Origin of the sequence: Pseudomonas sp. SJZ103 (assembly GCF_007828335.1) — a bacterium.
Taxonomy (GTDB): Bacteria; Pseudomonadota; Gammaproteobacteria; order Pseudomonadales; family Pseudomonadaceae; genus Aquipseudomonas.
Genome location: NZ_VIUN01000003.1, coordinates 431211 through 457919 on the forward strand (window position 1 = coordinate 431211; position 26709 = coordinate 457919).

The 26709-nt window shown below is 60.7% G+C and carries 21 protein-coding genes; 14 read left to right on the forward strand and 7 right to left on the reverse strand.

Features of this window, described 5'->3' with window-relative positions:
• Window positions 1-1073 precede the first annotated feature (1073 nt).
• Both FBY10_RS10040 and FBY10_RS10045 read left to right on the forward strand, forming a co-directional pair.
• Entirely contained in the window at window positions 1074-1358 is a 285-nt protein-coding gene (locus FBY10_RS10040) for a DUF3077 domain-containing protein (protein WP_131696946.1), read from the forward strand.
• Between the two features lie 241 nt (window positions 1359-1599).
• On the forward strand, window positions 1600-3729 hold the full coding sequence (locus tag FBY10_RS10045; protein WP_145335845.1) for a M48 family metallopeptidase: 2130 nt from the start codon (window positions 1600-1602) through the stop codon (window positions 3727-3729).
• 73 nt (window positions 3730-3802) lie between these two features.
• On the opposite strand, the gene FBY10_RS10050 is transcribed toward FBY10_RS10045, so the two are convergent.
• Window positions 3803-5095: an OprD family porin gene (locus FBY10_RS10050; protein ID WP_145335843.1), complete on the reverse strand. Its 1293-nt coding sequence runs from the start codon at window positions 5093-5095 to the stop codon at window positions 3803-3805.
• 409 nt (window positions 5096-5504) lie between these two features.
• Between FBY10_RS10050 and FBY10_RS10055 the strand changes: the two genes are divergently transcribed.
• Complete coding sequence (locus FBY10_RS10055; RefSeq protein ID WP_145335841.1) at window positions 5505-7577, forward strand: TonB-dependent siderophore receptor; 2073 nt, start codon at window positions 5505-5507, stop codon at window positions 7575-7577.
• Window positions 7578-7654: 77 nt separating this feature from the next.
• Here the strand turns inward: FBY10_RS10055 and FBY10_RS10060 are convergent, their stop codons facing one another.
• The 3 genes from FBY10_RS10060 to FBY10_RS10070 form a co-directional block, all read right to left on the reverse strand.
• Window positions 7655-7870, reverse strand: a complete 216-nt coding sequence (locus FBY10_RS10060; protein ID WP_131696949.1) for a hypothetical protein — start codon at window positions 7868-7870, stop codon at window positions 7655-7657.
• Between the two features lie 234 nt (window positions 7871-8104).
• Window positions 8105-9211: an agmatine deiminase gene (gene aguA, locus FBY10_RS10065; protein ID WP_145335838.1), complete on the reverse strand. Its 1107-nt coding sequence runs from the start codon at window positions 9209-9211 to the stop codon at window positions 8105-8107.
• A 121-nt stretch (window positions 9212-9332) separates the two neighbouring features.
• Complete coding sequence (locus tag FBY10_RS10070; RefSeq protein WP_145335837.1) at window positions 9333-12233, reverse strand: aminotransferase; 2901 nt, start codon at window positions 12231-12233, stop codon at window positions 9333-9335.
• A gap of 153 nt (window positions 12234-12386) precedes the next feature.
• Here FBY10_RS10070 and rfbB point away from each other — a divergent pair, with 153 nt between their 5' ends.
• Genes rfbB through FBY10_RS10105 form a run of 7 tightly spaced genes read left to right on the forward strand, consistent with a single transcriptional unit; the run spans window position 12387 to window position 19451 of the window.
• The gene (gene rfbB / locus FBY10_RS10075) at window positions 12387-13469 is read left to right on the forward strand and encodes a dTDP-glucose 4,6-dehydratase (RefSeq protein WP_145335835.1); all 1083 of its coding nucleotides are present in this window, start codon (window positions 12387-12389) and stop codon (window positions 13467-13469) included.
• Window positions 13466-14359, forward strand: a complete 894-nt coding sequence (gene rfbA / locus FBY10_RS10080; RefSeq protein WP_145335833.1) for a glucose-1-phosphate thymidylyltransferase RfbA — start codon at window positions 13466-13468, stop codon at window positions 14357-14359. The genes rfbB and rfbA overlap by 4 nt, the downstream gene beginning before the upstream one ends.
• Entirely contained in the window at window positions 14340-14885 is a 546-nt protein-coding gene (gene rfbC / locus FBY10_RS10085) for a dTDP-4-dehydrorhamnose 3,5-epimerase (RefSeq protein ID WP_145335831.1), read from the forward strand. Before rfbA ends, rfbC begins: the two co-directional genes overlap by 20 nt.
• Window positions 14882-15751, forward strand: a complete 870-nt coding sequence (gene rfbD, locus FBY10_RS10090) for a dTDP-4-dehydrorhamnose reductase (protein WP_145335829.1) — start codon at window positions 14882-14884, stop codon at window positions 15749-15751. The genes rfbC and rfbD overlap by 4 nt, the downstream gene beginning before the upstream one ends.
• A 36-nt stretch (window positions 15752-15787) precedes the next feature.
• On the forward strand, window positions 15788-17596 hold the full coding sequence (locus FBY10_RS10095; RefSeq protein WP_145335827.1) for an ATP-binding protein: 1809 nt from the start codon (window positions 15788-15790) through the stop codon (window positions 17594-17596).
• Window positions 17593-18969 (forward strand): sigma-54 dependent transcriptional regulator, encoded by a 1377-nt coding sequence (locus FBY10_RS10100; RefSeq protein WP_145335824.1) that lies wholly within the window; start codon window positions 17593-17595, stop codon window positions 18967-18969. The genes FBY10_RS10095 and FBY10_RS10100 overlap by 4 nt, the downstream gene beginning before the upstream one ends.
• A 26-nt stretch (window positions 18970-18995) precedes the next feature.
• Window positions 18996-19451, forward strand: coding sequence for a YiiD C-terminal domain-containing protein (locus FBY10_RS10105; protein ID WP_145335823.1), 456 nt, complete (start codon window positions 18996-18998; stop codon window positions 19449-19451).
• A gap of 66 nt (window positions 19452-19517) precedes the next feature.
• Here the strand turns inward: FBY10_RS10105 and cysQ are convergent, their stop codons facing one another.
• On the reverse strand, window positions 19518-20354 hold the full coding sequence (gene cysQ / locus FBY10_RS10110) for a 3'(2'),5'-bisphosphate nucleotidase CysQ (protein WP_145335821.1): 837 nt from the start codon (window positions 20352-20354) through the stop codon (window positions 19518-19520).
• Window positions 20351-20917, reverse strand: coding sequence for an ADP compounds hydrolase NudE (nudE, locus tag FBY10_RS10115; protein ID WP_131696960.1), 567 nt, complete (start codon window positions 20915-20917; stop codon window positions 20351-20353). Before nudE ends, cysQ begins: the two co-directional genes overlap by 4 nt.
• Window positions 20918-21004: 87 nt before the next feature.
• Between nudE and yrfG the strand changes: the two genes are divergently transcribed.
• On the forward strand, window positions 21005-21667 hold the full coding sequence (gene yrfG, locus FBY10_RS10120) for a GMP/IMP nucleotidase (protein ID WP_145335819.1): 663 nt from the start codon (window positions 21005-21007) through the stop codon (window positions 21665-21667).
• A gap of 108 nt (window positions 21668-21775) precedes the next feature.
• Here yrfG and lysM read toward each other — a convergent pair whose 3' ends face one another.
• Complete coding sequence (gene lysM, locus FBY10_RS10125) at window positions 21776-22216, reverse strand: peptidoglycan-binding protein LysM (protein WP_053140321.1); 441 nt, start codon at window positions 22214-22216, stop codon at window positions 21776-21778.
• A 132-nt stretch (window positions 22217-22348) separates the two neighbouring features.
• Between lysM and FBY10_RS10130 the strand changes: the two genes are divergently transcribed.
• The 3 genes from FBY10_RS10130 (at window position 22349) to FBY10_RS10140 (ending at window position 26518) form a co-directional block, all read left to right on the forward strand.
• On the forward strand, window positions 22349-23236 hold the full coding sequence (locus FBY10_RS10130) for a LysR family transcriptional regulator (protein ID WP_048725293.1): 888 nt from the start codon (window positions 22349-22351) through the stop codon (window positions 23234-23236).
• A gap of 97 nt (window positions 23237-23333) precedes the next feature.
• On the forward strand, window positions 23334-24173 hold the full coding sequence (gene fdhD / locus FBY10_RS10135; protein ID WP_131696962.1) for a formate dehydrogenase accessory sulfurtransferase FdhD: 840 nt from the start codon (window positions 23334-23336) through the stop codon (window positions 24171-24173).
• Window positions 24170-26518 (forward strand): FdhF/YdeP family oxidoreductase, encoded by a 2349-nt coding sequence (locus FBY10_RS10140; RefSeq protein ID WP_145335817.1) that lies wholly within the window; start codon window positions 24170-24172, stop codon window positions 26516-26518. The genes fdhD and FBY10_RS10140 overlap by 4 nt, the downstream gene beginning before the upstream one ends.
• The last annotated feature ends 191 nt before the right edge of the window (window positions 26519-26709 follow it).

A 26709-nucleotide genomic window follows, 5' to 3' on the forward strand; every position in this document is an offset into this window, starting at 1 on the left:
TGCTTTTGTTGCTTTGTCGGCGCGTCAAGCATCTGACAAGGAAACACCTGCTACAACCTGGTCACAGCGCGGTAGCCCCGGCCCCCGTCGCACGTCCCTGATGTCGGAATAGATTGCACATGAGCCATCACTCCAGAGCATCGAACCATTGCCGGTGTTGACTTTATGGGCCACCGTTTTCCACTGGACAGATCAATTCCGCGTCAGCAGGTGTTTGCTATGGTCGATGCGTTTGCTTTCGGCAAATCAGTCAGTTGCCAGAAATTGCTTCTGGCCGATTCATACCAATGCCGATTGTCTGCACTAGATCGCCTGCAGCCTATTGCCACTCGCGGGATACATTTCATAGGTTACGACATTACTATTAGGTGCACGACAGCATTCGGCTGCCTCCCAAAAAATCCCGGTTCGATTCCACTGAAATCCATAACTAGCTGATTTATATATAGTCACCAGTTGGGGTACGCCGAATTTTCCAACGCGTTCCAGACTCGCAGAAAACCTAGCCCCGCCGACCGCTACCGTTCGTCTGGTGCCGCACCATATAAGACGAAGTCCCTGCAGCAATGCAGCGGCTTTGTTTTTTCTGGGACACTCATCCTCGATCAGCCCCTTCCCGCCTCACCTCCCTACCTGTTGAATCACACCTTTCGCGCCAAAACTCCAGATTTCATCCTTTATGCTGAATTATGTATTGGCAATAATTACGGCGTATCCATAAAACAAATAATGGCATCAACGCCCGGCCGCAACATTTCAAGACGAGCTGAAAAATCAACCAATCCATTTTCCCGATTGCTCCTCACCTCTCACCACGCTAACCTCCCCCCGTCGCTGCCAATTCAGCGATCGGGCCTGAGAACCCGGCAAGATGCAGGCGCACCAAGCGCCCCCAACACCCGATTTTGAAGGCGTTTTTTTTCGCCTGAAAATTCGTGCAATGGCGGCTGTGCGTGGGAGACCTTCGGGTCTGCCGGGTTCCTGTATCTCCGGTTTCTCAGCCTGCGCACAGCTGCCACCCATTTGCCTGAGAACGAACGTGGTAGCTCTTACTCGATATGGGAGTTTTACCGATGACCGCTCCAAATCCCTCTGCGTTAACCACCCTCGGCGTCACCCCGTTCTCCTTTCACTCCGACCAACCTCTGTTCCGCGTCAACAGCGGTGTTTCCCTGCATGAAGCCTTGCATCACGTTTCCGACTTGCTCCACGTTGCCAAGCTGCTCGCCGAAGATGCAGCGATGACCAAGGAGACGGACCGTCATGCCTGGGCGTCGCATTATTTGCAGGAGATGAGCAAGGCGGTGATTGATGATGTGGTGAAGGTGTTGGAGTCGCCTGGGAATACCGGGCTGTAAGTAGGGCTGTGAAGCGGCCCCAAAACCAGGCGCTTAGTTTTAACAGCAAAATCTCAGTGTCTTTATTGGGGCTGCTGCGCAGCCCGGCGCGGGGCAAGCCCGCTCACCACAGAATTGTGTGCCCGCATTTGAAAGTGGTGTAGATACCCAGGGCCGCTCCGGCTCCCACAGTAGCGCGCCTCGGCATGGGGCGCTTTTTTCGGTATAAACCTGCACACCCCCGCGTTGTGAACGGACTCCCATGAACGCTCTGAAACTGATCTGTCTGCTGGTGATTTTCCCGCTGCTGCTGGCCACCCTCGGCGGCTGGGAGCGTCAGCGTGGTGAGGACGCAACCACAGCGTTGGTCGATTACCACCTCAACCTTGATAAAGCCAAGCACCCGTTGCAAGCGCTGGCAACCAGACAGCCCGCGAGTAGTGTCGACCTGCCTGATGGCGTCATCAGCGTTGCGGAGGCCCTCTCGCGTCTGGAAAAAATCGAAACCGAACTGCCCATCGCCCACCGCGTGAACCGTGCGATGCGCGCCATCGCGCCGTGGGTGATGGGCTTGGGTCTGTTGGCGGCGTTGATTGGTGTGGCTGCGTTGGCGGGTACGTACTGGGCGGGGCGGCGGGCACGGCAGTCACGGGAGAGGTTATTGCAGGTGTTCTCCCTGGGCAGCCGCCTGTTGCCCTACGTGCTGGTGGGCCATGTGGTGGCGGTGGCGGCGGCCGTCGCGTTGGCGTTGAGTTTCGAAGGCTTGGCGATGTGGCATATCGGCCGGCTGGGCAGTGGCGAAGTCAAGCTGATGGCGCTGCTGGGGGTGGTCGCGGCGTTTTGTCTGTATTCGATCTGGTCGTTGCTTAGACAGCTGCGCCCTATGCTGGGGATTTTCAAGCCTGAGCCGCTGGAGATGTTCGGCCAGCTGGTGACGCCCGCGCAGGCTCCAGGGTTGTGGCGCCATGTGGACGAATTGGCGGGTAGGCTCGGCGCGCTGCCACCGGACCACATCGTGGTGAGCCTGGCCCAGGGCTTTTACGTGACGTCCAGCGCGGCCACTGTGCAACCGGCGAATACTTCGCTGCAGGGGCGCACCTTGCATGTGCCGCTGCTGTATCTGGGCCTGCTGAGCCGTGAAGAAATCAGCGCGGTGATCGGCCATGAGCTGGCGCACTTTGTGGGGCAGGACACGGAATACAGCCTGCGCTTTTTGCCGATCTACGATGGGGTTAATCGCAGCCTGGAAGCGCTGTTGAATACGATGCTGGCCAGCGATTTTATCCAGGGACGGCTGATGCGGCCGTCGTTCATGTTCGGTGTGTTTTTCATGCAGCGCTTTGATGACGCGGTGAACCACTGGAGCCGTGAGCGCGAATTGCTGGCGGACGCTGCCGGCGCGCAGTTGGCGGGCCCTGCTGCGGCGGCGTCAGCGTTGTTGCGGGTGTCGGTGTTGCAGACGCACGTTGAGGATGCCTTGTTGGCAGTGTGTGACGCAGGCTCGGCTACAGACCTGCCCGACGCCGTGTTCGCGCGCTTGCGTGAGTGTGAATTGCAACCATCACCCGAAGCCGTGGAGATTCATCAACCGCATCCCACCGACTCCCACCCCTCCAATGGCGAACGCCTGCAGGCGCTCGACGTGCCACTGGACGATACCCTGCGCGGCGCCACCCGCGCGTTGGATCGCGACGTAGCGAATGCGCAGATGGACGCCTATTTCAGCGCACCCCAGGCACTGCGCGAGCGACTGTCTCGGGATGTGATGGACGTGGCCGTGTCGGAGAACACCGCACACACCCATCTGCTGGAAACCTTGGCCGCTTCGGCCGAGGGTGAGCGTAGCTTGCATGAAGGCGGCCAGTGGCGCGGGGTACTGATGGCCGTGTCGAGCCTGCCCTTTGTGCTGGCTGCGCTGTTTATCCTGAGTCGAGTCTGGCTCGCCCCGGAGCGTTTGAAAGGCACACCGCTGTCGGCAGTCAGTGCAGGCGCGTGTCTCGGCATTATTGGGCTGGGCCTGCTATGGCTGGGCATCCGTCGATTCAAGCGTGCGCCGCAGACCGCGTTGCGCCTGACGCCGGAGCATTTTGTGTTCAATAACCTGGCGCAACCGCTGCCCATCGAACATATCGAGGAGATCACGTTGCAGTTTGTCCAGGGCATCTGGGTAACCGTCCAACTGACGCCCGAGGCGCCATTACCCGCAACGCGCAAGACGGCGTTCGGCGTACCCTGCGTGCGGATCAACAAGAAGAAACGCCAGGTGCTGCTGCTGATGGCACAGCTGTGTATCGACAATAAAAAGATCGAACCCTATGAGGGGTTGTCCTTGATGCTCGACTACAAGAATGCAGCGTTGGCGCGCAAGATTTTGCAGAGCCGCCAGGACTGATGCGCGCCCATAAAAAAACCCCGAACCAGTCGGGGTTTTTTATCGCCTGGAATCAGGCGCGACGTGCGATCACTTAGAAAACGTTGATCGGGTAGTCAGCGAACAGACGCAGTTCGTTACCGCCAACGTTGTAGTTGCTGGCGTTGTTGGAAACACGCAACCACGAGGCACGAGCACGCAGGCTCAGGTCTTTGGCCGGGCCGCTCTGAACGACGTATTTGAACTGGTTGAAGATCTCGCGCTCGGTGCCATTGCCACGGCCACTGCCGTCGTCAATGTTAGTACCGCGCACGTAGGCCACGTTGTAGGTCAGGCCAGGCACGCCGAAGGTGCTGAAGTCCAGACCGTAGCCGGCTTGCCAGGAGCGCTCGTCCTTGCCGTTGAAGTCGGACCAGTAGGAGTTGGCCAGCAGGATGGTGTTGCCGCCGTCGCCGATGCCGGTGTCCGCGGTATTGTCACGGTAGCCGCCATACAGGTAACCGGTATCGCCGGTACTGCGCTGATGGGCCAAGGTGAAGCTGTGCGCGCCAACAGCCCATGTAGCGCCCAGGCTCCAGATTTTGTTGTCGCGCGCGTCGCCATTACCGCGTTGCTCGGCGAAGCTCCTGTCCAGCTTGGTTTTGTAGCCGTTGAAGTCAAAGGTCAGCGACTGTTTCTCTGGCAGGGCCAGTACGTAGTTGACGTTGACGTATTGCTTCTTCAGCACGTCTTCCATGTCGGAAGCGTACAGCGCAGCCGACAGATTTTCGGTGAACTTGTAGCTGCCGCCCAGGTAGCTGATGTTCTTCAGGTTACCGCTGTCGGTGCCTTCAGCACCTTTTTGGGCTTCCTTGGTGAAGCGACCTGCATCCAGTTGCAGACCTTCGATCTCTTTGGAAACGATCGAGGTACCGGTGTAGGTTTCCGACAACAGACGAGAGTTGTCGTACTGCAGTACAGGAACGGCAGGCATTTGCTCGCCGTACTTGAGCACGGTGTTCGATACGCGGAACTTCACCGCCGCGCCGCCTTTGGCCAAGTCGTCAGCTGCTGCGCCGCTGTCACCTTGCTTGAAGAAGTTAATGCCGCCAGCGCCGCTGCGACCTTTACCACCGTCCAGACGAATCGCATATTGGCCAATCACATCCACACCCACACCGACGGTGCCTTGGGTGAAGCCGGACTCGAACTTGCCGATGAAGCCTTGGCCCCACTCGGCTTTGTCTTGCTTGCCGTTCTTATAGTCACGGCTGATGTAGGCGTTACGGGCTGCGATGTTCAGGTGGCTGTCTTCAACGAAACCTTTGGATTGCTCCTGGTCGTTTGCCATTGCGGTCGATGCGCTCAAAATCCCCAGAGCGATCAGACTCATCCGTTGCTTCAACATTTTTTTGTATTCCTTATTACGGGTTGAGTACGCGCTATGACACCAGGCTCCATGTCGCTTTTCTGGTATCGACTTTTTCCGAAAAAAGAAGGCCCGCGGACGAGTGAACATGCCGCGGGCCTTTTCTTATTGGATGAGTCATGGCGGTTAGCCACAGGCGTTGGACGCAATCCTAGTCGCGCGTTGAACTATGTGTCAATTTCGTGAATCGTCTGTATTTAGGCGAAATAATTCTAAGCAACGGCCTACGGCCTTTCTGAAAACGACCAAATTCTGCCTTCAGCGACCCCGGAAACACATCTAGTAACACATTTCAAAGTCGATACGTTTGGTAATAGATAACGCGCGCAAATGCAAAGCATTACCATTAGCGCGCTTTTCCTGCCAAACACTTTGGATGCATTTCACCATGCCTGCCCTTCGCCTGACGCCCATGACCCTTGGGCTTTCTGTTCTGCTGTCTGCCGGTTTTGCCTGTGCGGCCACCACCTTGCCCGAAACCTCGATCAGCGCCGAAGCTGACGAAGACGACCCGCGCGTCAAGGAAACCAGCACCGCTACTCGCACCGCTACCCCCGTGCGTTATGTGCCCCAGGCCATCGACTCGGTGAAGACCGAAAGCCTGCGCTCCTACGGCACCAACGACCTGGGCCAGGCCTTGAGCGGCATCCCCAATGTGAGCAGCGGTGCCGATACGCGCTTCGACAGTTTGCGCATCCGTGGCTTCGACGCGAGCAACGACTTCTACCTGGATGGCATTCGCGACGACAGCCAGTACGTACGCGACCTGCACAACATCGAGCGTATCGAAGTGCTCAAAGGCCCGGCAGCGGTGCTTTACGGGCGAGGCGGCCAGGGAGGGATCGTCAATCGCGTGAGCAAACTGCCAACGGCCGGGCATAAGTCGAGCATCGAAGCCCAGGGCGGCAGCAATGATTTGCGCAGTGTGTATGCCGACCTGAGCACCGACCCAAGCGATAACATCAGCCTGCGCCTGAACATGGGCAACCAGGACAACAACAGCTTCCGCGACGGCGTCAGTGGCAACCGCCAACTGTTCGCGCCGTCCATGAGCTGGCAGCTCACACCGGATCTGAACTGGCTGGTGCAATACGAATACAGCCGCTACAACCGCACGCCCGATCGCGGCATCCCCGGCGTCAACGGCCGCCCCGCCGACGTCAGTCGCAGCACCACCTACGGTGACAACCGCGATTACATCGACGACAAGTCCCAGTCCCTGCGCTCCAAGCTGGCCTACGAACTCAACGACAACTGGCAACTGCGCCAGACCTTGGGCGTATTCAAGCTCGACAGCGATTTCGACAACACCTACCAGACCGCCTACGTTGCCTCGACCAATCGGGTGACGCGCCAACGCTGGCAGCAAGACCTGACTACCCTCAACGTCTTCAACAACGTCGAGTTGGAGGGAGGTTTCAGCACCTTCGGCCTCGAACACCGCCTGCTCACCGGCCTTGAGCTGGGCAGCCAGCGCCGCGATCCAAAGCTGTACACCGCCCCCGTCTCGGCCGTGCCAACCCTGGACCTCAACCAGCCCAACCGTAATCTGAGCCACACCGGGCGCATGAGCGTATCGAGTAACAACCACACCGAAGTCGAAAGCCGCGCCCTGTATGTGCAAGACCAACTGCGCCTGAACGATCAGTGGCAAGTGCTGGCCGGCTTGCGTTACGACCGTTTCGAAGTGGACACCAAAAACAAACTGCTCAATACCCGGCAAGACGTCAAAAGCCACAGCACCAGCCCGCGCTTTGGCCTGGTGTGGACGCCCCTGGAACACCACTCGTTCTATGCCTCGTGGAGCAAGACCTTCTCCCCGGCCGGTGGCGGCCTGATCGGTATTACCCCGAACGCCGCCGGCAGCGTCAACGACCTAAGCCCCGAACTGACCAAGCAAAAAGAAATCGGCGTGAAAAGCGACTGGCTCGACGACCGCCTGAGCACCACCCTGGCGGTGTACGAACTGGAACTCTACAACCGCCGCACAAGCGACCCGCTGGACCGCACCATCACCCTGCTCAGCGGCCTGCAGCGTTCACGCGGCGTGGAGCTGACGGCCACCGGTAAGATCGTCGGCAACTGGTATGTACGCGGCGGCATCGGCCTGCAGGATGCCAAGGTCGAGAAGGACAACAATGGCTTTGAAGGCAAGCGCGTCAGCGACGTGGCCAAGCGCAACGGCAGCCTGTTCCTCACCTGGAAACCGGAGATGGGCTGGTACGCGGAGACCGGTTTGACGTTGGTCGGCGACCGTTACGCCGACAGCCTCAACACCGTGGTGCTGCCGGGTTATGGCCGTTGGGACGCGTTGGTCGGGTTCCGGCAGAAAGAATGGGACGTACGCGCGGCGCTGAACAACATTGCCGACAAGAACTACTACGAATCGGCGACCAGCGTCGCGCAAATTCAGCCGGGCGAGCCGCGTAATCTGGTGGTGACGGGGACCTACAGTTTCTAACCCGATACAAAAACACCAATCCCGTAACAGCTGTCGAGCGCAAGCGAGGCAACTGCTACGGGGTCAACGATATTTTTTCAGTTACTCATCAACTCGCACAACGCGTGCATTTCATCCTCGCTGAACAACCCCACCGGGTAGCGCTCATTCATCACACTGCGCAAATCCGGCTGCTGCCTGACCTGTCGCGAGCCGTTTTCCTTCAACCAGAGCCCCAGCGAATGGATCGCGTCACTGTCGACCCGCGAAGGGTGGAAGGTGCGCGTGTACATCGGGTTGATATTGGCATTCATTTCAGCGCTCTCTCCTACTGCGTGAGCGGCTAACTTACTCAAGGTTTATGACAGAACTATGCGGTCATCACCCTGGGCCACTGGGGCAACACCGATACAAGAGCTATGCCAATGTCGCGTATTTATAGGTGGTCGGACACAAAAAAGCCCACGACCGTGTTGGGCCGTGGGCTCGCTGTAAATGCTCAGACTGAGTAGCGCCCGTTCGCAGAAAAGGCGTTGTTACAACTGCACTCAGTTTTTATGCGGAGCCGGCTGTTGTTGGGTCAGGCAGTGGATATTCCCGCCACCCAGTAACAGTTCACGGCCCGGCACCATCACCACTTCGTGCTGCGGGAACAGGTTCTGCAAGATGGTCTTGGCTTCACTGTCCAACGGGTCGTCGAAACTTGGCGCGATGATGCCGCCGTTGACGATCAGGAAGTTGACGTAGGAACCCGCCAACCGCACGGTCGGATTACGTTCCTGTGTGCCGTCCACCGGGTCGACCCCGGCGCACTCTTCCTCAGTGGCATACAACGGCCCCGGGATCGGCATTTTATGCACTGTGAACGAGCGCCCCTGGGCGTCGGTGCTGCTTTGCAGGACGGCCATGGCGGCGTGGCAACGCGCGTAGTTCGGGTCTTGCGGGTCGTCGGTCCAGGCCAGTAACACTTCGCCCGGGCGCACGTAGCAGCAGAAGTTATCCACATGGCCATCGGTTTCGTCGTTGAAGAGGCCGTCTGGCAGCCAGATGATCTTATCCACAGCCAGGTTGGCGCTGAGTACCGCTTCGATCTCGGCACGGTCGAGGTGCGGATTACGGTTGCGGTTGAGCAGGCATTCCTCGGTGGTGATCAGGGTGCCTTCGCCGTCGACGTGGATCGAGCCGCCTTCCAGCACGAAGCCCTCTGTGCGGTAACGCGGCGCGCGCTCGATTTCGAGGATCTTGCCGCCCACCTGCGAGTCGCGGTTCCACGGCGAGTACAGGCCACCGTCAAAGCCGCCCCAGGCGTTGAAATCCCAGTTCACGCCGCGCACTTCGCCACGGTCGTTGATCACGAACGTCGGCCCGGTATCGCGCACCCAGGCGTCATCACTGGAAATTTCCACCACCCGAATATTCGGCACGTCCAGACGGGCACGGGCATTTTCGTACTGGTCGGCAGAAACCGCCACGGTCACCGGCTCAAAACGGGCGATGGCCTTAGCCACGGCCACGTGAGCGGCCTGCGCGGGCTTGCCGCCCAGGCGCCAGTTGTCCGGGCGCTCGGGCCACACCATCCAGGTTTGCGTTTGTGGCGCCCATTCGGCGGGCATGTGGAAGCCATCGGCGCGGGGGGTGCTGTGCAGGGTGGTCATGGCGATCAGGACTCCGAATGGGTAAGGGCCGACTTTATAACGGATAAAAATCGGCTTTAAAAGCGAACAAACAGGCTAACCGAAAAATATGACAGCCCCATAACCGATAACAATCGATTATCTACAGTTGCTCATCCAGCACCTTCGACAGCATGTCGACAAAGAAGTCCACGCTGCGCCTGGACGTCACCATCGGCGGCTTGATCTTGAGGATGTTCAAATAATCGCCAGTGGGCTGCATGAAAATCCCCAATTCCCGCAATCGATCACACAACAGGGTGGTCTCTTCGGTGGCGGGCTCCAGGGTTTGCCGGTCACGCACCAACTCCAGGCCCAGATAGAAACCGGAACCGTGAACCGCGCCCACCAGAGGATGACGGTCGATCAGTGCTTCCAACCGCGCCTTGAAATGCCCGCCAACCACTTGGGCGTTTTCCCACAATTTTTCTTCTTCCATCACATCCAGCACCGCCATGCCGATCCGGCAACTCACCGGGCTGCCCCCCGACGATGAGAAGAAATACCCCTCGGCCTCCAATGCCTCGGCGATCTCGCGACGGGTGATCACCGCGCCGAGTGGCTGGCCGTTGCCCATGCCTTTGGCCATGGTGATGATGTCGGGCACCACGCCCTGCTCTTCGAAGCCCCAGAAGAAATGCCCCATGCGGCCGTAGCCGACCTGCACTTCATCGGCGATGCACACGCCGCCCTGGGCACGCACCAACCCGTACACCTGCTGCAAGTAACCCGGCGGCAGGGAGATGCCGCCGGCGTTGCCATACACCGGCTCACAGATAAACCCGGCCAATTGGCGCTTGCTCGCAGCGATTTTCGCCAGGTTATGTTCCACGCTTCGTACGTAGTCCGGCGCACTGTCCTGCCCGCGGAATTCACCGCGATAGGTGTTCGGCGCGGTGACCGGGTGGACCCACTCCGGGCGGCTGCTCAGGGCCTGGGGGTTGTCGGCAATCGAGGTGGACACCGCATCCGCCGCCACCGACCAGCCGTGATAGGCCTCCAGCACACTGAGCATGTCGCGCCCACCGCTGTAGGCCCAGGCCAGGCGGATGGCCAGGTCGTTGGCCTCGGTGCCGCTGTTGACCAGGAACACCCGATCCATACCCTCCGGCGCCAGCGCCAGCAAGCGCTCGGAAAACTCGGCAATGGCCGCATAGTGAAACCGCGAGTTGGTATTGAGCAGCGACCATTGCCGCGCCGCCACCGCCGCCATGCGCGGGTGGCCGTGACCCAGCACGGCGACATTATTGAGCATGTCCAGGTAGGAACGGCCCTGCATATCGATCAGGTGGTTGCGCCAGCCGCGCTCGATGCGTGGCGGGTCGACGTAATAGTGCTTCTGCGACCGCGCGAAACTGGCGTCACGCCGGGCCAGCAGAGCGTGGGGGTCTAGCTCCGGTTCGGCATCGCAGGCCAGTCCCAGTAATGCCGCAGGCGATGGACACAAGGCTTGCCAGGCCAAGGCACGGGACGGTGTACAAAACAGCGGCGGTTCGAGGTCGGCACGGCACAGTTGCACGGTCAGCGGCCCATGGACCTCACCGAGAACCTGCCCCTTCACCAGCAATGAACCGTGCTTCAACCGGGTGTTCACGCCCCACAGCCGCACGCTCAGCTCGACCCCTTGCACGCTCACAAGGCCATCGGCGTCCTGATGCAGCGTTCCGGCGAAAGGCGCCTCCAACACCGTGCCATGGGGCAAATGCAGCTCTACGTGGAGGGGAAAAGTGTGCGGTTCGGCGGCACTGTCCGGGCAGGTACGCGACAGCCGATATTGGCCATAACGACTTGCCGCCAGCCCATGTACGGTTGCCGCCTGATCCAGCAGATGCCGATCAATGCCCGGCAGTTCCCAGTTGCCGGCTTCGAAATGCGGGCTGAGCACGCCCAGGTCGATCAGCGCGAACTCACGCCCCACCAGGCCCGGCAGCAACGGCGCGAAGTCCTGGCTGGCAACCGACGGCAGCGTCTCACCGACACTGCTGAGAATCGCAGCCTCCATCAGTTCAAACGGCACCGACGTCGCCACATGGAAAATTTCCCACTCGTGCTCGGCGTTTTTCAATAGATAAGTGTTGTCCGGTTCCAGGCGTTGCTGCTGTTCGCTGCTTAATACCAACACTGCCGCACGGGCGACGATCAGCGGCCACAATGCCTGCAATTCCTCGCGCTGCAGCGGGGTCACGGCGTGGCAGGCCTGGACCGCAGGCAGGATGGCAAAAGGGTCGCCCTCGGCATGGTGCAACAGGGCCGCGCAGGTCACCGACAGGTCGGCAACCCGCCAGGTGTTCACCAGGTCGCCGAAATCGATGACGCCTTGCAGTTGCCAGCGCCGTTGCGCATCGCGCTGCCAGACCACGTTGTCATCGGTGATGTCCATGTGCACCGCTTGCCTGGGCAGGCGGTCGGCCAGGGGGCGAATGCGCTGTTCAACCTGCTCGGCCACCTGCTCCAGTACGGCGCGGTGGAGCAGGTTTTCCAGGGTGGCCAACAGATGGGGGATCAGTTCCCGAGCATGGCGCGGGTCCCATTGCAGTGTACGGTCCAGTCCAGGGTGCGAGAAATCAGCCAGCGCGAGGCTCATGCGCCCGCACAGGTCGCCAAAGCCTGCGATCACGTCGCGCCCCAAATGCGGCAGATGGGTCAACGGCTGGCCGTCGATATAATCCAGCAGCCGCAGGTGCAGGGGCTGGCCATCGACCGTCACGCTCAACAGCTCTTCACCGCTCAGGGCCTTGATGACCTTGGGCACACGCACGGCCTGCAGGGTGTCGAGGGCCGCGTGCTGGGCCTGCAGCTCAACCGCGGCGTAGTCGCCCCGGCAGATTTTCAGAACAAACCGACCGCGGGTGCTGTCGACTTTGTAATTGAGGTCTTGCTGGCTGCCCAGTGACTGCAGGGTGCCCGTGAGGCCGTAGTGCTGCTCGAGCAATTGCGCTGCCTGGTCGGGGCCTACTTGCGGGCAGGGTAGATTGGCGCGATGGATCAACGTAGCAAGCAGCATGGGCGTGGCCTCGTTTTTTTCAGGGGTGTATATCGCCATTGTTCAGGTGAGTTAGGCAACCCCCCTACGCATACCGCGCTTGCGCCTATCTTCCGCACAACTCAAGCTATGCTTCATTCGCTTAATGTCCGTCTAAGGAAAAGGCCCTCCGACATGCGCATTCTCATCACCGGCGGCGCTGGATTTATCGGCTCCGCCCTGATCCGCCATCTGATCCAAAACACCGAACACGAAGTGCTTAATCTGGACAAACTTACGTATGCAGGCAATCTGGAATCACTGACCAGCATTGCGTCCAACAGCCGCTATGAGTTCGTACAGGCCGATATCATTGACCAGGCGAGCGTCAGCGCCGTGCTGAAGCGCTTCGAGCCACAGGCAATCATGCACTTGGCTGCAGAATCCCATGTCGATCGTTCGATTGACGGGCCGTCGGATTTTATCCAGACCAATATCGTCGGCACCTACAGCCTGCTGGAGGCCACTCGCGCGTACTGGCACACGCTGGCGGAGCCCTCCAAGAGCGCTTTCCGTTTCCATCACATCTCCACCGATGAGGTGTACGGCGACCTGCACGGCGTTGACGATCTTTTCACCGAAACCACGCCTTACGCGCCCAGCTCACCTTACTCCGCGAGCAAGGCGGCGTCCGACCACCTGGTGCGTGCCTGGCAGCGCACCTACGGCCTGCCGGTATTGCTGACCAATTGTTCAAACAACTACGGCCCTTTCCACTTCCCCGAGAAGTTGATCCCGCTGGTCATCCTCAACGCGCTCGCGGGCAAGCCATTACCGGTCTATGGTAATGGTTTGCAGGTGCGCGACTGGCTGTTCGTCGAGGACCATGCCCGCGCACTTCTGAAAGTGGTAACAGAAGGTGTGGTCGGCGAGACCTACAATATCGGCGGCCACAATGAGCAAAAAAACATCGACGTGGTACGAGGCATCTGCGGCCTGCTGGAAGAATTGGCACCGCAACGTCCGGCCGGTGTGGAAAAATTTGCCGACCTGATCACGTTCGTCAAAGATCGACCAGGCCACGATCAGCGCTATGCAATCGACGCCAGCAAGATCGAACGCGAACTGGGCTGGGTCCCGGAAGAAACGTTCGAGACCGGCCTGCGCAAGACCGTACAGTGGTACCTCGACAACCTGGAATGGTGCCGCAGGGTACAGGACGGCAGTTATCAGGGCGAACGATTGGGCAACACCGACATGAAGGATCTGATTGCATGATGAAGGGAATCGTATTGGCAGGCGGCTCAGGCACTCGCTTGCACCCCATTACCCTGGGCGTGTCCAAGCAGCTGCTGCCAGTGTATGACAAGCCGATGATCTATTACCCGATCTCGGTGCTGATGCTGGCGGGAATCAAAGACATCCTCGTGATTTCCACGCCAGTGGACTTGCCGCAGTATCGTAACTTGCTGGGCGATGGCAGCCAGTTCGGCGTGCGCTTCACCTATGCCGAGCAGCCGTCGCCGGATGGCTTGGCCCAGGCATTTATCATTGGCGAAGAATTTATCGGTAATGACCCGGTATGCCTGATCCTGGGTGACAACATTTTCCACGGCCAATATTTCGGCGAACAGTTGCGGACTGCAGCCAGGCGTCCTTCCGGCGCGACGGTATTTGGTTATTGGGTGAAAGACCCAGAACGATTTGGCGTGATCGACTTCGACAAGGATGGTCGCGCCCTGTCGATTGAAGAGAAACCACTCAAACCAAAGTCCCCCTATGCCGTAACCGGCCTTTATTTCTACGACAACGACGTGATCGAGATCGCCAAAGCCGTGAAACCTTCACATCGTGGCGAGCTTGAGATTACCGACGTCAACAACGCCTATCTCAAGCGCGGCGACCTGCATGTGGAACGTTTCGGGCGCGGCTTCGCTTGGCTCGATACAGGCACCCACGACAGCCTGTTGGAAGCTTCGCTCTACGTGCAGACCATCGAGCACCGCCAGGGCCTGAAAGTAGCCTGCCTGGAAGAAATTGCTTACCAGAACCGCTGGATTGACCGTGAATACTTGCTGGAGCGGGCCAGATATTTTGGCAAGACCGGCTACGGTCAATACTTGTTCACCCTCGCAGGGGATAATCCATATGAATGTATCCGCCACTGAGTTGCCCGGGGTATTGATCATCGAGCCAAAGGTTTTTGACGATGAACGCGGTTTTTTCTATGAGAGTTTCAATGCCCGGGACTTTGCGCAAGCAACCGGGCTGCAGCAAGAGTTTGTTCAGGACAACCACTCGCGCTCACAAAAAGGCGTATTGCGCGGCCTGCATTACCAAGTGGAACACGCTCAGGGCAAATTGGTGCGAGTGACCGCCGGTGAGGTGTTAGACGTCGCAGTGGATATACGTCAGAGTTCACCTGCATTTGGCAAATGGGCCAGCGTTCGGCTATCGACCGACAACAGTCGCCAACTGTGGATTCCTCCGGGGTTCGCCCATGGTTTTGTGGTACTCAGCGACTACGCCGAATTCCTCTACAAGACGACTGATTACTACACACCCTCTGCAGAGCGCTGCATCCGCTGGGACGATCCGGATCTCAATATCGATTGGCAATTGACGGGGCCTCCAACCTTGTCTTCCAAGGATCAGAGCGGCAAAAGCCTGAAAGACGCCGACCTGTTCCCATGAAAATCCTGATCACCGGCCAACACGGCCAAGTCTCCCAGGCGCTGCAAACGCAGCTTCAGGGCCTGGGCAAACTGATTGTGCTTGGCCGCGAGCAACTCGATCTGACCGACGCCGAACACATCCGCCAGCAGGTGCGCGCCCACCGCCCCGACCTGATCATCAACGCCGCCGCCCACACGGCTGTGGATCAAGCTGAAAGCGAAGCGGACCTCGCCTTCGCCCTCAACGCCATCGCCCCCGGTGTTCTCGCCGAGGAAGCCAAGGCCCTGGACAGCCCGTTGATCCACTACTCCACCGACTACGTGTTCGACGGCAGCAAGCCGGCGCCCTACACCGAAGCTGACACGCCCAACCCCTTGGGCGTCTACGGCCAGAGCAAACTGGCCGGTGAGCGGGCGATTGCCGCAGTGGGCGGCGCACACCTGATCCTGCGCACCAGCTGGGTCTACTCCAACCACGGCAAGAACTTCCTGCTGACCATGCAGCGCCTGCTGCAGGAGAAACCCCACCTGCGCATCGTCGCCGACCAGATCGGCGCGCCGACGTGGGCCGGGACCCTTGCCGCCAGTACGCGGGTCCTGATCGAACGCTGGCAAGCGGGCAAGGCCGGGGAATGGGGCATCTACCACCTGACTGCCGAGGGTGAAACCTCGTGGTTCGGCTTTGCCCAGGCGATCGGCGAGCACCTGCGCGCCAGCGGCCGTGCCTGTGCCGAACTGGAGGCGATCCCGTCCAGCGCCTACCCGACGCCCGCCCGGCGCCCGCTGAACTCACGCCTCGATTGCAGCCACCTGCGCCAGCAATGGCACGTCACTCAGCCGCTGTGGCAAGACGCACTGCGCGAGTGTCTTGCCGGGCAGCACTAGGCATAATGCGCCTGTACCCACAGGCGCACGACTCCCATGACCCCACCCCTTCCGCGAAGACCCCGCTGGCGCAGCCTCGCCCTGTTGGCCCTGTGCCTGGCACCGCTGCTGTGGCCGCTGGAGCATTTGGCCGAGCGCTACTATCGCAGCCAACTGGCCGGGCAAAACCGCCAGACCCTCGACCTGTACGTCGCCAACCTGCTGGGCACCCTGCATCGCTATGAAGTGCTGCCGCAGATTCTCGGCGACTTGCCGGCCTTGCGCACGGTGCTGGATGCACCACAGGTAAGCACCAACCTGGTCAACGCCAACCTGCTGCTCAAGGACGTCGCCGCCCAGGCCGGGGTCGAGGTGATGTACCTGATGGACACCACCGGCAAGACCCTCGCCGCGTCCAATTGGGACAAGCAGGACAGTTTCGTCGGGCGCAACTTCTCGTTCCGGCCCTATTTCAGCGAAGCCATGGCCGGGCGCCTGGGGCGGTTTTTCGGTCTGGGCACCACTTCGGCCAAGCGCGGCTATTTCTTCGCCGCCGCCGTGCGCGATGGCGACAAAATAATCGGCGTCCTGGTGGTCAAGGTCGACCTGGACCACACCGAAAGCCTGTGGGGCAACACGCCCGAGCAACTGCTGGTCACCGACCACAACGGCGTGGTGATCCTCACGTCGCGTCCACAATGGCGCTTCCGTGCCACGCGGCCGCTGACCGCCGAAGAGCGCCAGGCCATCATTGCCATCCAGCCCTACCCCACACGTGACCCGCAGCCGCTGACCCTGAGCAACAGCGCATGGCTGCGCCAATCCACCGCCATTGCCGAGACCGGCTGGAATGTGGAGATCCTTGCACCACAATCCTTGATCAGCCGCCCGGTGCGCACGGTGGTCGCCGTGGGCGGCGCCACATTGCTGGTGTTGATGCTGCTGCTGGGCCTGTTGATGCAACGCCGTCGCCACTACCTGGAACGTATCGCCTTCGAAGCCAAGGCCCGCCGCGAGCTGGAAATGCGTGTGGTCGAACGTACCAGCGATCTGGAAGGCCTGAACCGACGCCTCAAACAGGAAGTGCTGGAGCGCGAACACGCCCAGCAGGAACTGGTGCGCGCCCAGGATGACCTGGTGCAGGCCGGCAAGCTGTCGGCGCTGGGCACCATGTCGGCGAGTATCAGCCACGAACTCAATCAACCCCTGGCAGCGATTCGCAGCTATGCGGAAAACGCCGAGATCCTGCTCGACCACGAGCGCACCAGCGATGCCCGGGGCAATCTCAAGCTGATCAGCGAACTGACCGGGCGCATGGCCTCGATCATCGCGCACCTGCGCGCCTTCGCCCGGCGCGACCGCCATGCCCCGGAAAGCGTGGCCCTGCAACCGGCGCTGGACGATGCGCTGGCGCTGCTGGCCAAGCGGCGGCGGTCGATGGAAGTCGAGCTGATCCGCGATTTGCCGGAAGCGACCCTGTGGGTGCAGGCCGGCGAAACCCGCCTGCGCCAGGTACTGGGCAACCTGCTGGCCAACGCCCTCGACGCCCTCACCGAAAAAGGCCCGCCGCGCAAACTGTGGCTGAGTGCCGAAACCACCGCCCAGGGCGTCAACCTGTACATTCGCGACAATGGTCCAGGCTTTTGCATGGAAGCGTTGGGCCGCGCCAGCGAACCGTTCTACACCACCAAGACGCGCACCCAAGGCTTGGGCCTGGGCCTGGCGATCTGTGAAACCCTGATGCGTGCCTTTGGTGGCGAACTGCTGTTTGCCAACCACAAGGAAGGCGGCGCGCTGTTAACCTTGAAATTGCGCGCCGGCTCGCCGGGCGTCAGTCTGCAACCGTCCGAGGACCGCAGTGTATGAGTATCGATAACCAGATTCAGGTGGTGTTGATCGACGACGATCCACACTTGCGTCAGGCCCTGTGCCAGACCCTGGACCTGGCCGGGCTGAAAGTCCTGACCCTGGGCGAAGCCACCGGCCTCACCGCGCGCCTGTCGCGGGATTGGCCGGGCGTGGTGGTCAGCGATATCCGCATGCCCGGCATGGATGGCCTGGAGCTGCTGGCCGATCTGCACGCCCAGGATCCGGACCTGCCGGTGCTGCTGATCACCGGCCACGGCGACGTGCCGTTGGCGGTGCAGGCCATGCGCGCGGGTGCCTATGACTTCCTCGAGAAACCCTTCTCCAGCGACGCCCTGCTCGACAGCGTGCGCCGCGCCCTGGCCCTGCGCCGATTGGTACTCGACAACCGCAGCCTGCGCCTGGCCCTCAGTGACCGCCAGCAGTTGAGCACGCGCCTTGTTGGGCACTCCCCGCAAATGCTGCGCCTGCGCGAGCAGATCGGCGCCCTGGCCGCGACCCGTGCCGATGTGCTGATCCTCGGTGAAACCGGCGCTGGCAAGGAAGTGGTGGCCCGCGCGCTGCACGACCTGTCGAGCCGGCGCAGCGGGCCGTTTGTGGCGATAAACGCCGGGGCGTTGGCCGAATCGGTGGTGGAAAGTGAACTGTTCGGCCATGAGCCCGGCGCCTTTACCGGCGCGCAAAAACGCCGCATCGGCAAGTTCGAATTCGCCAATGGCGGCACGTTGTTCCTCGATGAAATCGAAAGCATGAGCCTGGACGTGCAGGTCAAGCTGCTGCGCCTGTTACAGGAGCGTGTGGTGGAGCGCCTCGGCGGTAATCAGCTGATCCCGCTGGATATCCGCATCATCGCCGCCACCAAGGAAGACCTGCGCCAGGCCGCCGACCAGGGCCGCTTCCGTGCCGACTTGTATTACCGCCTCAACGTCGCGCCATTGCGCATTCCGCCACTGCGCGAGCGCGGTGAAGACGCGCTGATGCTGTTCCAGCACTTCGCCGACGAAGCCAGCAGCCGCCACGGCCTACCGTTGCACGAGTTGCAACCGGGCCAACGCGCGCTGCTGTTACGCCACAATTGGCCGGGCAATGTGCGCGAATTGCAGAACGCCGCCGAGCGCTTTGCCTTGGGCCTGGAGTTGGCGCTGGACAACACGCCGGACAGTCCCGCCAGCAGCGTGCTGACTTCCACGCCGGGCGGCTTGAGCGAGCAGGTCGAGCAGTTCGAAAAAAGCCTGATCGCCGCCGAACTGACCCGCCCCCACAGCTCCATGCGCAGCCTCGCCGAAGCACTCGGCGTACCGCGCAAGACCTTGCACGACAAACTGCGCAAACACGGCCTGAACTTCGCCAACCAAAGCGCTGATGACGAATGACCCTGCCCACCCATCAAGAGGCCCCCATGAGCCGCGACAGCCGTTACCTGGAATCCATCCTCCACCACGACATCCCCCTGACCCGCGAAATGGGCCTCAAGGTGCTCGACTGGCAAGACGGGCAACTGCGGCTGCACCTGCCCCTGCAAGCCAATATCAACCACAAGAGCACCATGTTCGGCGGCAGCCTCTATTGCGGTGCGGTGCTGGCGGGTTGGGGCTGGATGCACCTGCAACTGCGCGAGGAAGGGATTGAAGACGGGCATATCGTGATTCAGGAAGGGCAGATCAGCTATCCACTGCCGGTGACGCAAGATGCGACCGCCCTTTGCGCGGCGCCGGAGGAGAAGGTGTGGAAGCGCTTTTTAGCGACCTACAAGCGCTATGGCCGGGCGCGGCTGGCGTTGGACACGTGGATCGTGAATGAGGGCAGTGAAGAGCGGGCCGTTACGCTCACCGGCCAATACGTCCTGCACCGCTAGAAGCCAATACACAAAAAAAATGTGGGAGGGGGCAAGTCCGCTCCCACATTTTGATCGGCTGAGGTATTAAGAGCGGGCCAAGGTCAGCAAGCGCTCACGCCACGCCGCCTTCGCCGGCAACGCCAGGAAAAACGGATTCAACAACGATGCCCGCGCCGGATAGCTGAACGGCTCGCCACTCAACTCCAGCACCTCGCCGCCCGCCCCTTCCAATACGCCCTGCGCCGCCGCCGTATCCCACTGCGAAGTCGGCGCCAGGCGCGGGTAGCAATCGGCACTGCCCTCAGCCAACAGGCAGAACTTCAACGAACTGCCGATATTCGCCAGCTTCAACTCACCCAAGCCTTCGCTCAACCCATCCAGCAAACGCTCCTGCTCGGGGCTGGTATGCCGGCGGCTGGCAACCACGGTAAACGCCTCACCCATTGCCGGCGCCTCGCGCACCTGGATCTGCCTGGGCGCTTCGTTCACATCGGAGCGCCACGCCCCCAGGCCGGCACCCCCGAAGTAGCAACGGCCACTGGTGGGCATGGATACCACACCGAACACCACGCGGCCCTGTTCGACCAGGGCAATATTGACGGTGAACTCTTCGCTGCCGGCGATAAATTCCTTGGTGCCATCCAGCGGGTCCACCAGCCACCAACGCTGCCAGCCGGCACGTACGCTCTGGTCGATGTCGGCGTCTTCTTCAGACAGTACCGGGATACTCGGGTCCAGTGCGGTAAGGCCTGCGAGAATCAGATGGTGGGCGGCCAGGTCGGCCGCCGTGACCGGCGAATCATCGGCCTTGGAGGTCACCGCCACATCGGCGCGCCAATACGGCAGGATCACTTCACCCGCCTGGCGAGCCAGCTCGATCACAGGGGCGATATACGGGTGGCCTAAAAACAGTTCGCTCATGGGGTAAACGCTCCACGCTGAATCAACAAATCTCGTACCAGGTACAGCGCGGCCAGGGCGCGGCCTTCGCTGAATTGCTCGTTTTGCGCAAGCTGCGACAGCTCGCGCAGGTTGACCCGCTCCACGCGCATCGGCTCGGGCTCATCGCCTTCCAGGCGTTCTTCATAGAGTTCGGTGGCGAGCACCACCTGGATTTTCTGGCTCATGTAGCCAGGGGACAACGACAGTTCGGTAATGTGCTCCAGCTGCCGTGCGCCGTAGCCGGCTTCTTCCTTGAGCTCACGGTCAGCCGCCGCCAGCACGTCTTCACCCGGCTCGATCAGGCCCTTGGGCAAGGACAGCTCATATTCATCAGTGCCGCCGCAGTACTCCTCAACCAGCAACGCATGATCCTCGTCGATCATCGCCACAATCATCACCGCGCCGTAACCGGCACCGCGGCCTACCAGGCGCTCGTAGGTCCGTTCAACGCCATTGGAAAAGCGCAATTGCACTTCCTCCACGCGGAACAAACGGCTACTGGCGACTATTTCGCGGGCGAGGACGGTGGGTTTCTGGCGCATAAGCGGCTCCTTGGCGTGATCGGGTTACTATACCGTGGCTTTTCCGATTGTCTGTGTCGGATATCTTTACTTACATGAGACCGCACCATGCCCTCTTTGCCCTGGCACGCCATCGACACTGTCCTGCTGGACATGGACGGCACCCTGCTCGACCTGCATTACGACAACCACTTCTGGATGGAGCACCTGCCCCAGCGTTACGCCGAGTTGCACGGGGTGAGCCGGGCCATGGCCGAGATGGAGTTGCAGCCTCTGTTCGAGCGTAACGCCGGACAGTTGCAATGGTATTGCCTGGACTTCTGGAGTGCGGAACTGAACATCCCGGTACGCGAACTCAAGCTGGAAACCGCCCACCTGATCGCCCTGCGCCCGGATGCCGACACCTTCCTGACGGCGATCAAACAGGCCGGCAAGCGCGTGATCCTGATCACCAACGCCCATCGTGATTCGCTGTCGTTGAAGTTGGAACGCATTGAACTGGCGCCGTATTTCGAGCGATTGATCAGCTCCCACGACTATGGTTTCGCCAAGGAAAACCCACAGTTCTGGGATGCCCTGCAAGCCGACATCCAGTTCGAACCGGCGCGCAGCCTGTTTATCGACGATACCTTGCCGATCCTGCGCAGTGCCCAGGCGTTTGGTGTGGGGCACTTGTTGGCGGTGAAAGAGCCGGACAGCAAAAAAGGGCCGAAGGACACCGGGGAATTTGCGGCAGTCGAGGATTACCGCGATCTCATTGTCGGGCTCTGAGCAAATGTGGGAGGGGGCTTGCTCCCGATAGCGGTGCATCAGTCACCTTGATGTCGACTGACACTCCGCTATCGGGAGCAAGCCCCCTCCCACATTTTACTTTGTGTATTACTCAGGAATACGCAGCGTCTGCCCTGGGTAAATCTTGTCTGGATGGGACAACAGCGGCTTGTTGGCCTCGAAGATCTTGTTGTACAGGTTGGCGTTGCCATACACCGTCAGGGAAATTGCGCTGAGGGTGTCGCCCTTTTTCACCACGACGAAACGGGCGGCGGCAACCGCCGGGCCGGATACGGTGATCTGGTCATCCACACTGGCCACACCGGCAATATTGCCCAGCGCCAGCAGAATCTTCTCTTTCTCTTCCTGGGTCGCGACTTCGCCGGTTACGGTCACTTTGTCGCCATCCACCGTGGTCTGCACATTCGGATTACCCAGACCCACCTTCGCCACGTGTTCCTTCAACTGCTCACTGGCGTTTGCATTACCCGGCGTCAACAGATCAATCAACTTCTCGCCGGCTTCCTTTACAAAGCTCAAAAGACTCATGGTGCGCTCTCCTTGATGTTTGATTTCCAGATGCCAAAGACTAGACCAACCCTAAACGCTTGGGTTCCAGCCCGACCAAAGACCCAAACGCGCTAGAATCCCCCCGCCATTGGAATAAGCCCTGGAGCGAAGATGGACATCAAGCAGCTGAAATTCCTCATCGCCCTCGACGAGACCCGTCACTTCGGCCAGGCCGCGGCGCGTTGCCACATCACCCAGCCCACCCTGTCGATGCGTCTGCGCAGCCTTGAAGAAGAGCTGGACTTGCCGCTGGTCAATCGCGGCCAGCGTTTCGAAGGTTTTACCGCCCCTGGCGAACGGGTACTGGCCTGGGCACGCACGGTGCTGGCGGCCTATGACGGTTTGCAGGCCGAAGCAGCCGCCTGTCGTGGCAACCTGGTGGGTACGTTGCGCCTGGGGGTGGTGCCGTTGTCGAGCTTTGATCCACTGGCGTTGATGCAACAACTGCACAAGGAGCATCCGAGCCTGCGCTTTGAGCTCTCGGCCCTCAGTTCCGAGCAGATCCTCGAACAGTTGGCGAGCAATCGCCTGGACCTGGGCGTGTCCTACCTCGACCGCCTGGACAACGAGCGCTTCGACTCCCTGGCCCTCGGCGAAACCCGCATGGGCCTGCTTTACGACCAGCGCTATTTCAGTTTTGGCGACAAGCCGCTGAGCTGGGAGGCATTGATCGAATTGCCCCTGGGCATGCTCACCAGTGGCATGCACTTCCGTCAGTCCATCGACCACAACTTCCACAGCCGGGGCCTGCACCCGCAGCCGCTGTTACAAACCGACGCCGTGCATCAGTTGTTACAAGCTGTGCATGGCGGGCTGTGCTGCGCAGTCATGCCGCTGGACGGCGGCCTGGACGCCCTCACCGAACATTTGCGCCTGCAACCTATCGAAGACGCCCACACCCTGGCGCGCCTGGGCCTGATCATGCGGCGCAGCGCGCCTCGCTCGGCGCTGGCGGAGGCGTGTTTCGCGCTGTTTCAGAAATCGCAAACAGAGTCTTGATCGACGTCATCTATCGGTAGATCAGTACTGGCAATTAGACGCGACGCTTTGTCGCGCCTAGTCTAAACACTGATCAATCCGCCGGTGGTACTGCCCCATGAACGCCAAGCGCCCAGCCTGCGCGGCGCCTGCTCCGGAAATGTCCGCGCCCGTCGCCAGCCAGAGCTACCAGTTTTGCAACCTTGAGCACACCGAAGTCGCCAGCACAGCCTTGGCGGAAGAAGTGGCGTTGGCGATTGCCTATAACGACATCAGCCAAGCGGTCATGCTGGTCACGCCGACGGACCTGGAAGACTTTATTGTCGGGTTCAGCATCGGCAGCGGCATTATCGCCGACGTCAGCGATATTTATGATCTGAAACTCAGCGGTTCGGGCTCGACCCAATACGCTCAGGTGCAGATCTCCAGCCGTGCGTTCTGGAACCTCAAGCAGCAGCGCCGCCAGCTGGCAGGCACCAGCGGCTGCGGCCTGTGTGGAGTGGAAGCAGTGGAACAGGCCCTGCCGGACCTTCAAGTGCTGCCCGGCGCGCCCTTGCCGCCTGCCGAGTGGCTCGACGGCCTGCGCCAGCGCATCAGTGCGTTCCAGCCCCTGGGCCAGTACAGCGGCGCGGTGCATGCGGCCGTGTTCATGAATAACCAGGGCGAATTGCTCATGGGCCGTGAAGACATCGGCCGGCACAACGCTCTCGACAAGTTGATCGGCGCACTTATCCGCCAACAGATCCCGACCGACGGCGGGCTGGCGATTGTCACCAGCCGTTGCAGCCTCGAATTGATCCAGAAAGTCCTGCGCGCGGGCATCCAGACCCTGGTCAGCCTGTCGTCGCCCACCGGCCTGGCCCTGCAATGGGCCCGCCGGCATAACCTCAATCTCATCCACCTGCCGCAGAAAAGTGCGCCGCGGGTCTACAGCCCTGCGATGGAGAAACAGCCGTGAGCAATCATCATCAAGCCGACCAAACCCCAACCCCGCGCTACAAGCCCTACAAGGGCCCGGCTGGCGGCTGGGGGGCGCTGATCAGCGTGGCACAGGCGTGGTTGACCAGCGACAACGCGCTGAAAAACCTGCGCATGATGCTCAAGACCAACCAGAACGGCGGCTTCGACTGCCCGGGCTGCGCCTGGGGCGACTCGCCGGAAAGCGGCATGGTCAAGTTCTGCGAAAACGGCGCCAAGGCGGTCAACTGGGAAGCCACCAAGCGCCGCGTCGATGCGGCATTCTTCGCCAAGCACAGCGTCACCGCCCTGCTGGAGCAAAGCGATTATTGGCTTGAGTACCAAGGCCGCCTGACCGAGCCAATGCGCTACGACGCTGAAACCGACCGCTATACCCCCATCAGCTGGGAAGCGGCCTTCGACTTGGTCGGCAAACACCTCAACGCCCTGCCCAGCCCGGACATGGCTGAGTTCTACACCTCGGGCCGTGCCAGTAACGAAGCGGCGTACCTGTACCAACTGTTCGTGCGCGCCTACGGCACCAACAACTTCCCGGATTGCTCGAACATGTGCCACGAGGCCAGCGGCGTGGCCCTGGCGCAGAGCGTGGGCGTCGGCAAAGGCACCGTGACCTTTGATGACTTCGAACATGCCGATGCGATTTTCGTCTGGGGCCAGAACCCCGGCACCAACCATCCTCGTATGCTTGAACCGCTGCGCGAAGCGGTGAAACGTGGCGCCCAGGTGGTGTGCATCAACCCCCTCAAGGAGCGCGGCCTGGAACGCTTCCAGCATCCGCAGCACCCGCTGGAAATGCTCACCAACGGCGACAAGCCGACCAACACCGCGTACTTCCGCCCAGCCCTGGGTGGCGACATGGCGATCCTGCGTGGCATGGCCAAGTTCCTGCTGCTGTGGGAGCGCCAGGCTCAGGCCGAAGGCAAGGAGGCCGTGTTCGACCACGATTTCCTCAATGAACACACCGCCAACGTGCTCGATTACCTGGGCCAGATCGACGATACCTCCTGGGATGAAATCGTCGCGCAGTGCGGCCTGCCCCTGGTCGAGATCGAGCAAGCGGCGCGCATGTACGCCAAGGGCAAGAACGTGATCATGTGCTGGGCGATGGGTATCACCCAGCACCGCCACTCGGTGCCGACTATCCAGGAAATCGCCAACCTGATGCTGCTGCGCGGCAACATCGGCCGCCCCGGCGCTGGCCTATGCCCGGTGCGTGGCCACAGTAACGTGCAGGGCGACCGCACCATGGGTATCAACGAGCGCCCACCGGTGGCGTTCCTCGACGCTCTGGAGCGGCGCTTCCAGTTCCAGGTACCGCGCACCAACGGGCACAACGTGGTGGAAGCGATCCACGCCATGCTCGAAGGCCGCTCCAAGGTGTTTATCGGCCTGGGCGGCAACTTCGCCCAAGCCACGCCGGACAGCCCGCGCACCTTCGAAGCGTTGCGCAATTGCGACCTGACCGTGCAGATCAGCACCAAGCTCAACCGCAGCCACTTGATGCACGGCAAAGACGCGCTGATCCTGCCGTGCCTGGGCCGCACCGACATCGACATCCAGGCCGAAGGCCCGCAAGCCGTGACGGTGGAAGACTCGTTCAGCATGGTCCACGACTCCAACGGCCAACTGCAGCCGCTGTCGAAGTTGATGAAATCGGAACCGGCCATCCTCGCCGGCATCGCCGCCGCGACCTTGGGCAGCACACCGGTGGACTGGAACTGGTTGGTGGCCGATTACAGCCGCATTCGCGACCTGATCGCCGATACCATCCCAGGCTTCAAGGACTTCAACGAACGCCTCAAACACCCTGGTGGTTTCTACCTGGGCAACTCCGCTGGTGCACGGCGTTGGAACACCCCTTCGGGCCGTGCCAACTTCCGCCCGAACATCCTGCCCAAGGACCTGATCCACGAGCGTACCCACGCCACTGGCCGCGTACCGGACCTGATCATGCAGTCGATGCGCTCCCACGATCAGTACAACACCACCATTTATGGCCTGGACGACCGTTATCGCGGGGTCAAAGGCCAGCGTGACGTGCTGTTCGTCAACGAAGCCGACATCATCCGCCTGGGCTTCAAGCCGGGGCAGAAAGCCGACATCGTGTCGTTGTGGGAAGACGGTCGTGAGCGTCGAGTGAAGGGCTTCACCTTGTTGGCGTTTGATATTCCGGCGGGGCAGGCTGCGGCTTACTACCCAGAAGTGAACCCGCTGGTGCCGCTGGAAAGCACTGGGGATGGCAGCCATACACCGACGTCGAAGTTCGTGGCGATACGTTTGGAAGCTGCCAGTGACAATGGGCTGATCATGGCGCGTTCGGCCTGACTGATCATTTCGGGCACAAAAAAGGCCGCTTTTGCATAAAAGCGGCCGTTCCGAAGTAGCTAAAGACTCGCAAAAATCACTTAAGTTCCCGAGTTAAAACAGTAACTTAGAGAATTGTGTACAACTCGTGTTACTGGTCGGATTTCTATTGTAACCATGTCGATACAGCCTCAGGATCGCGCCGTCATCCT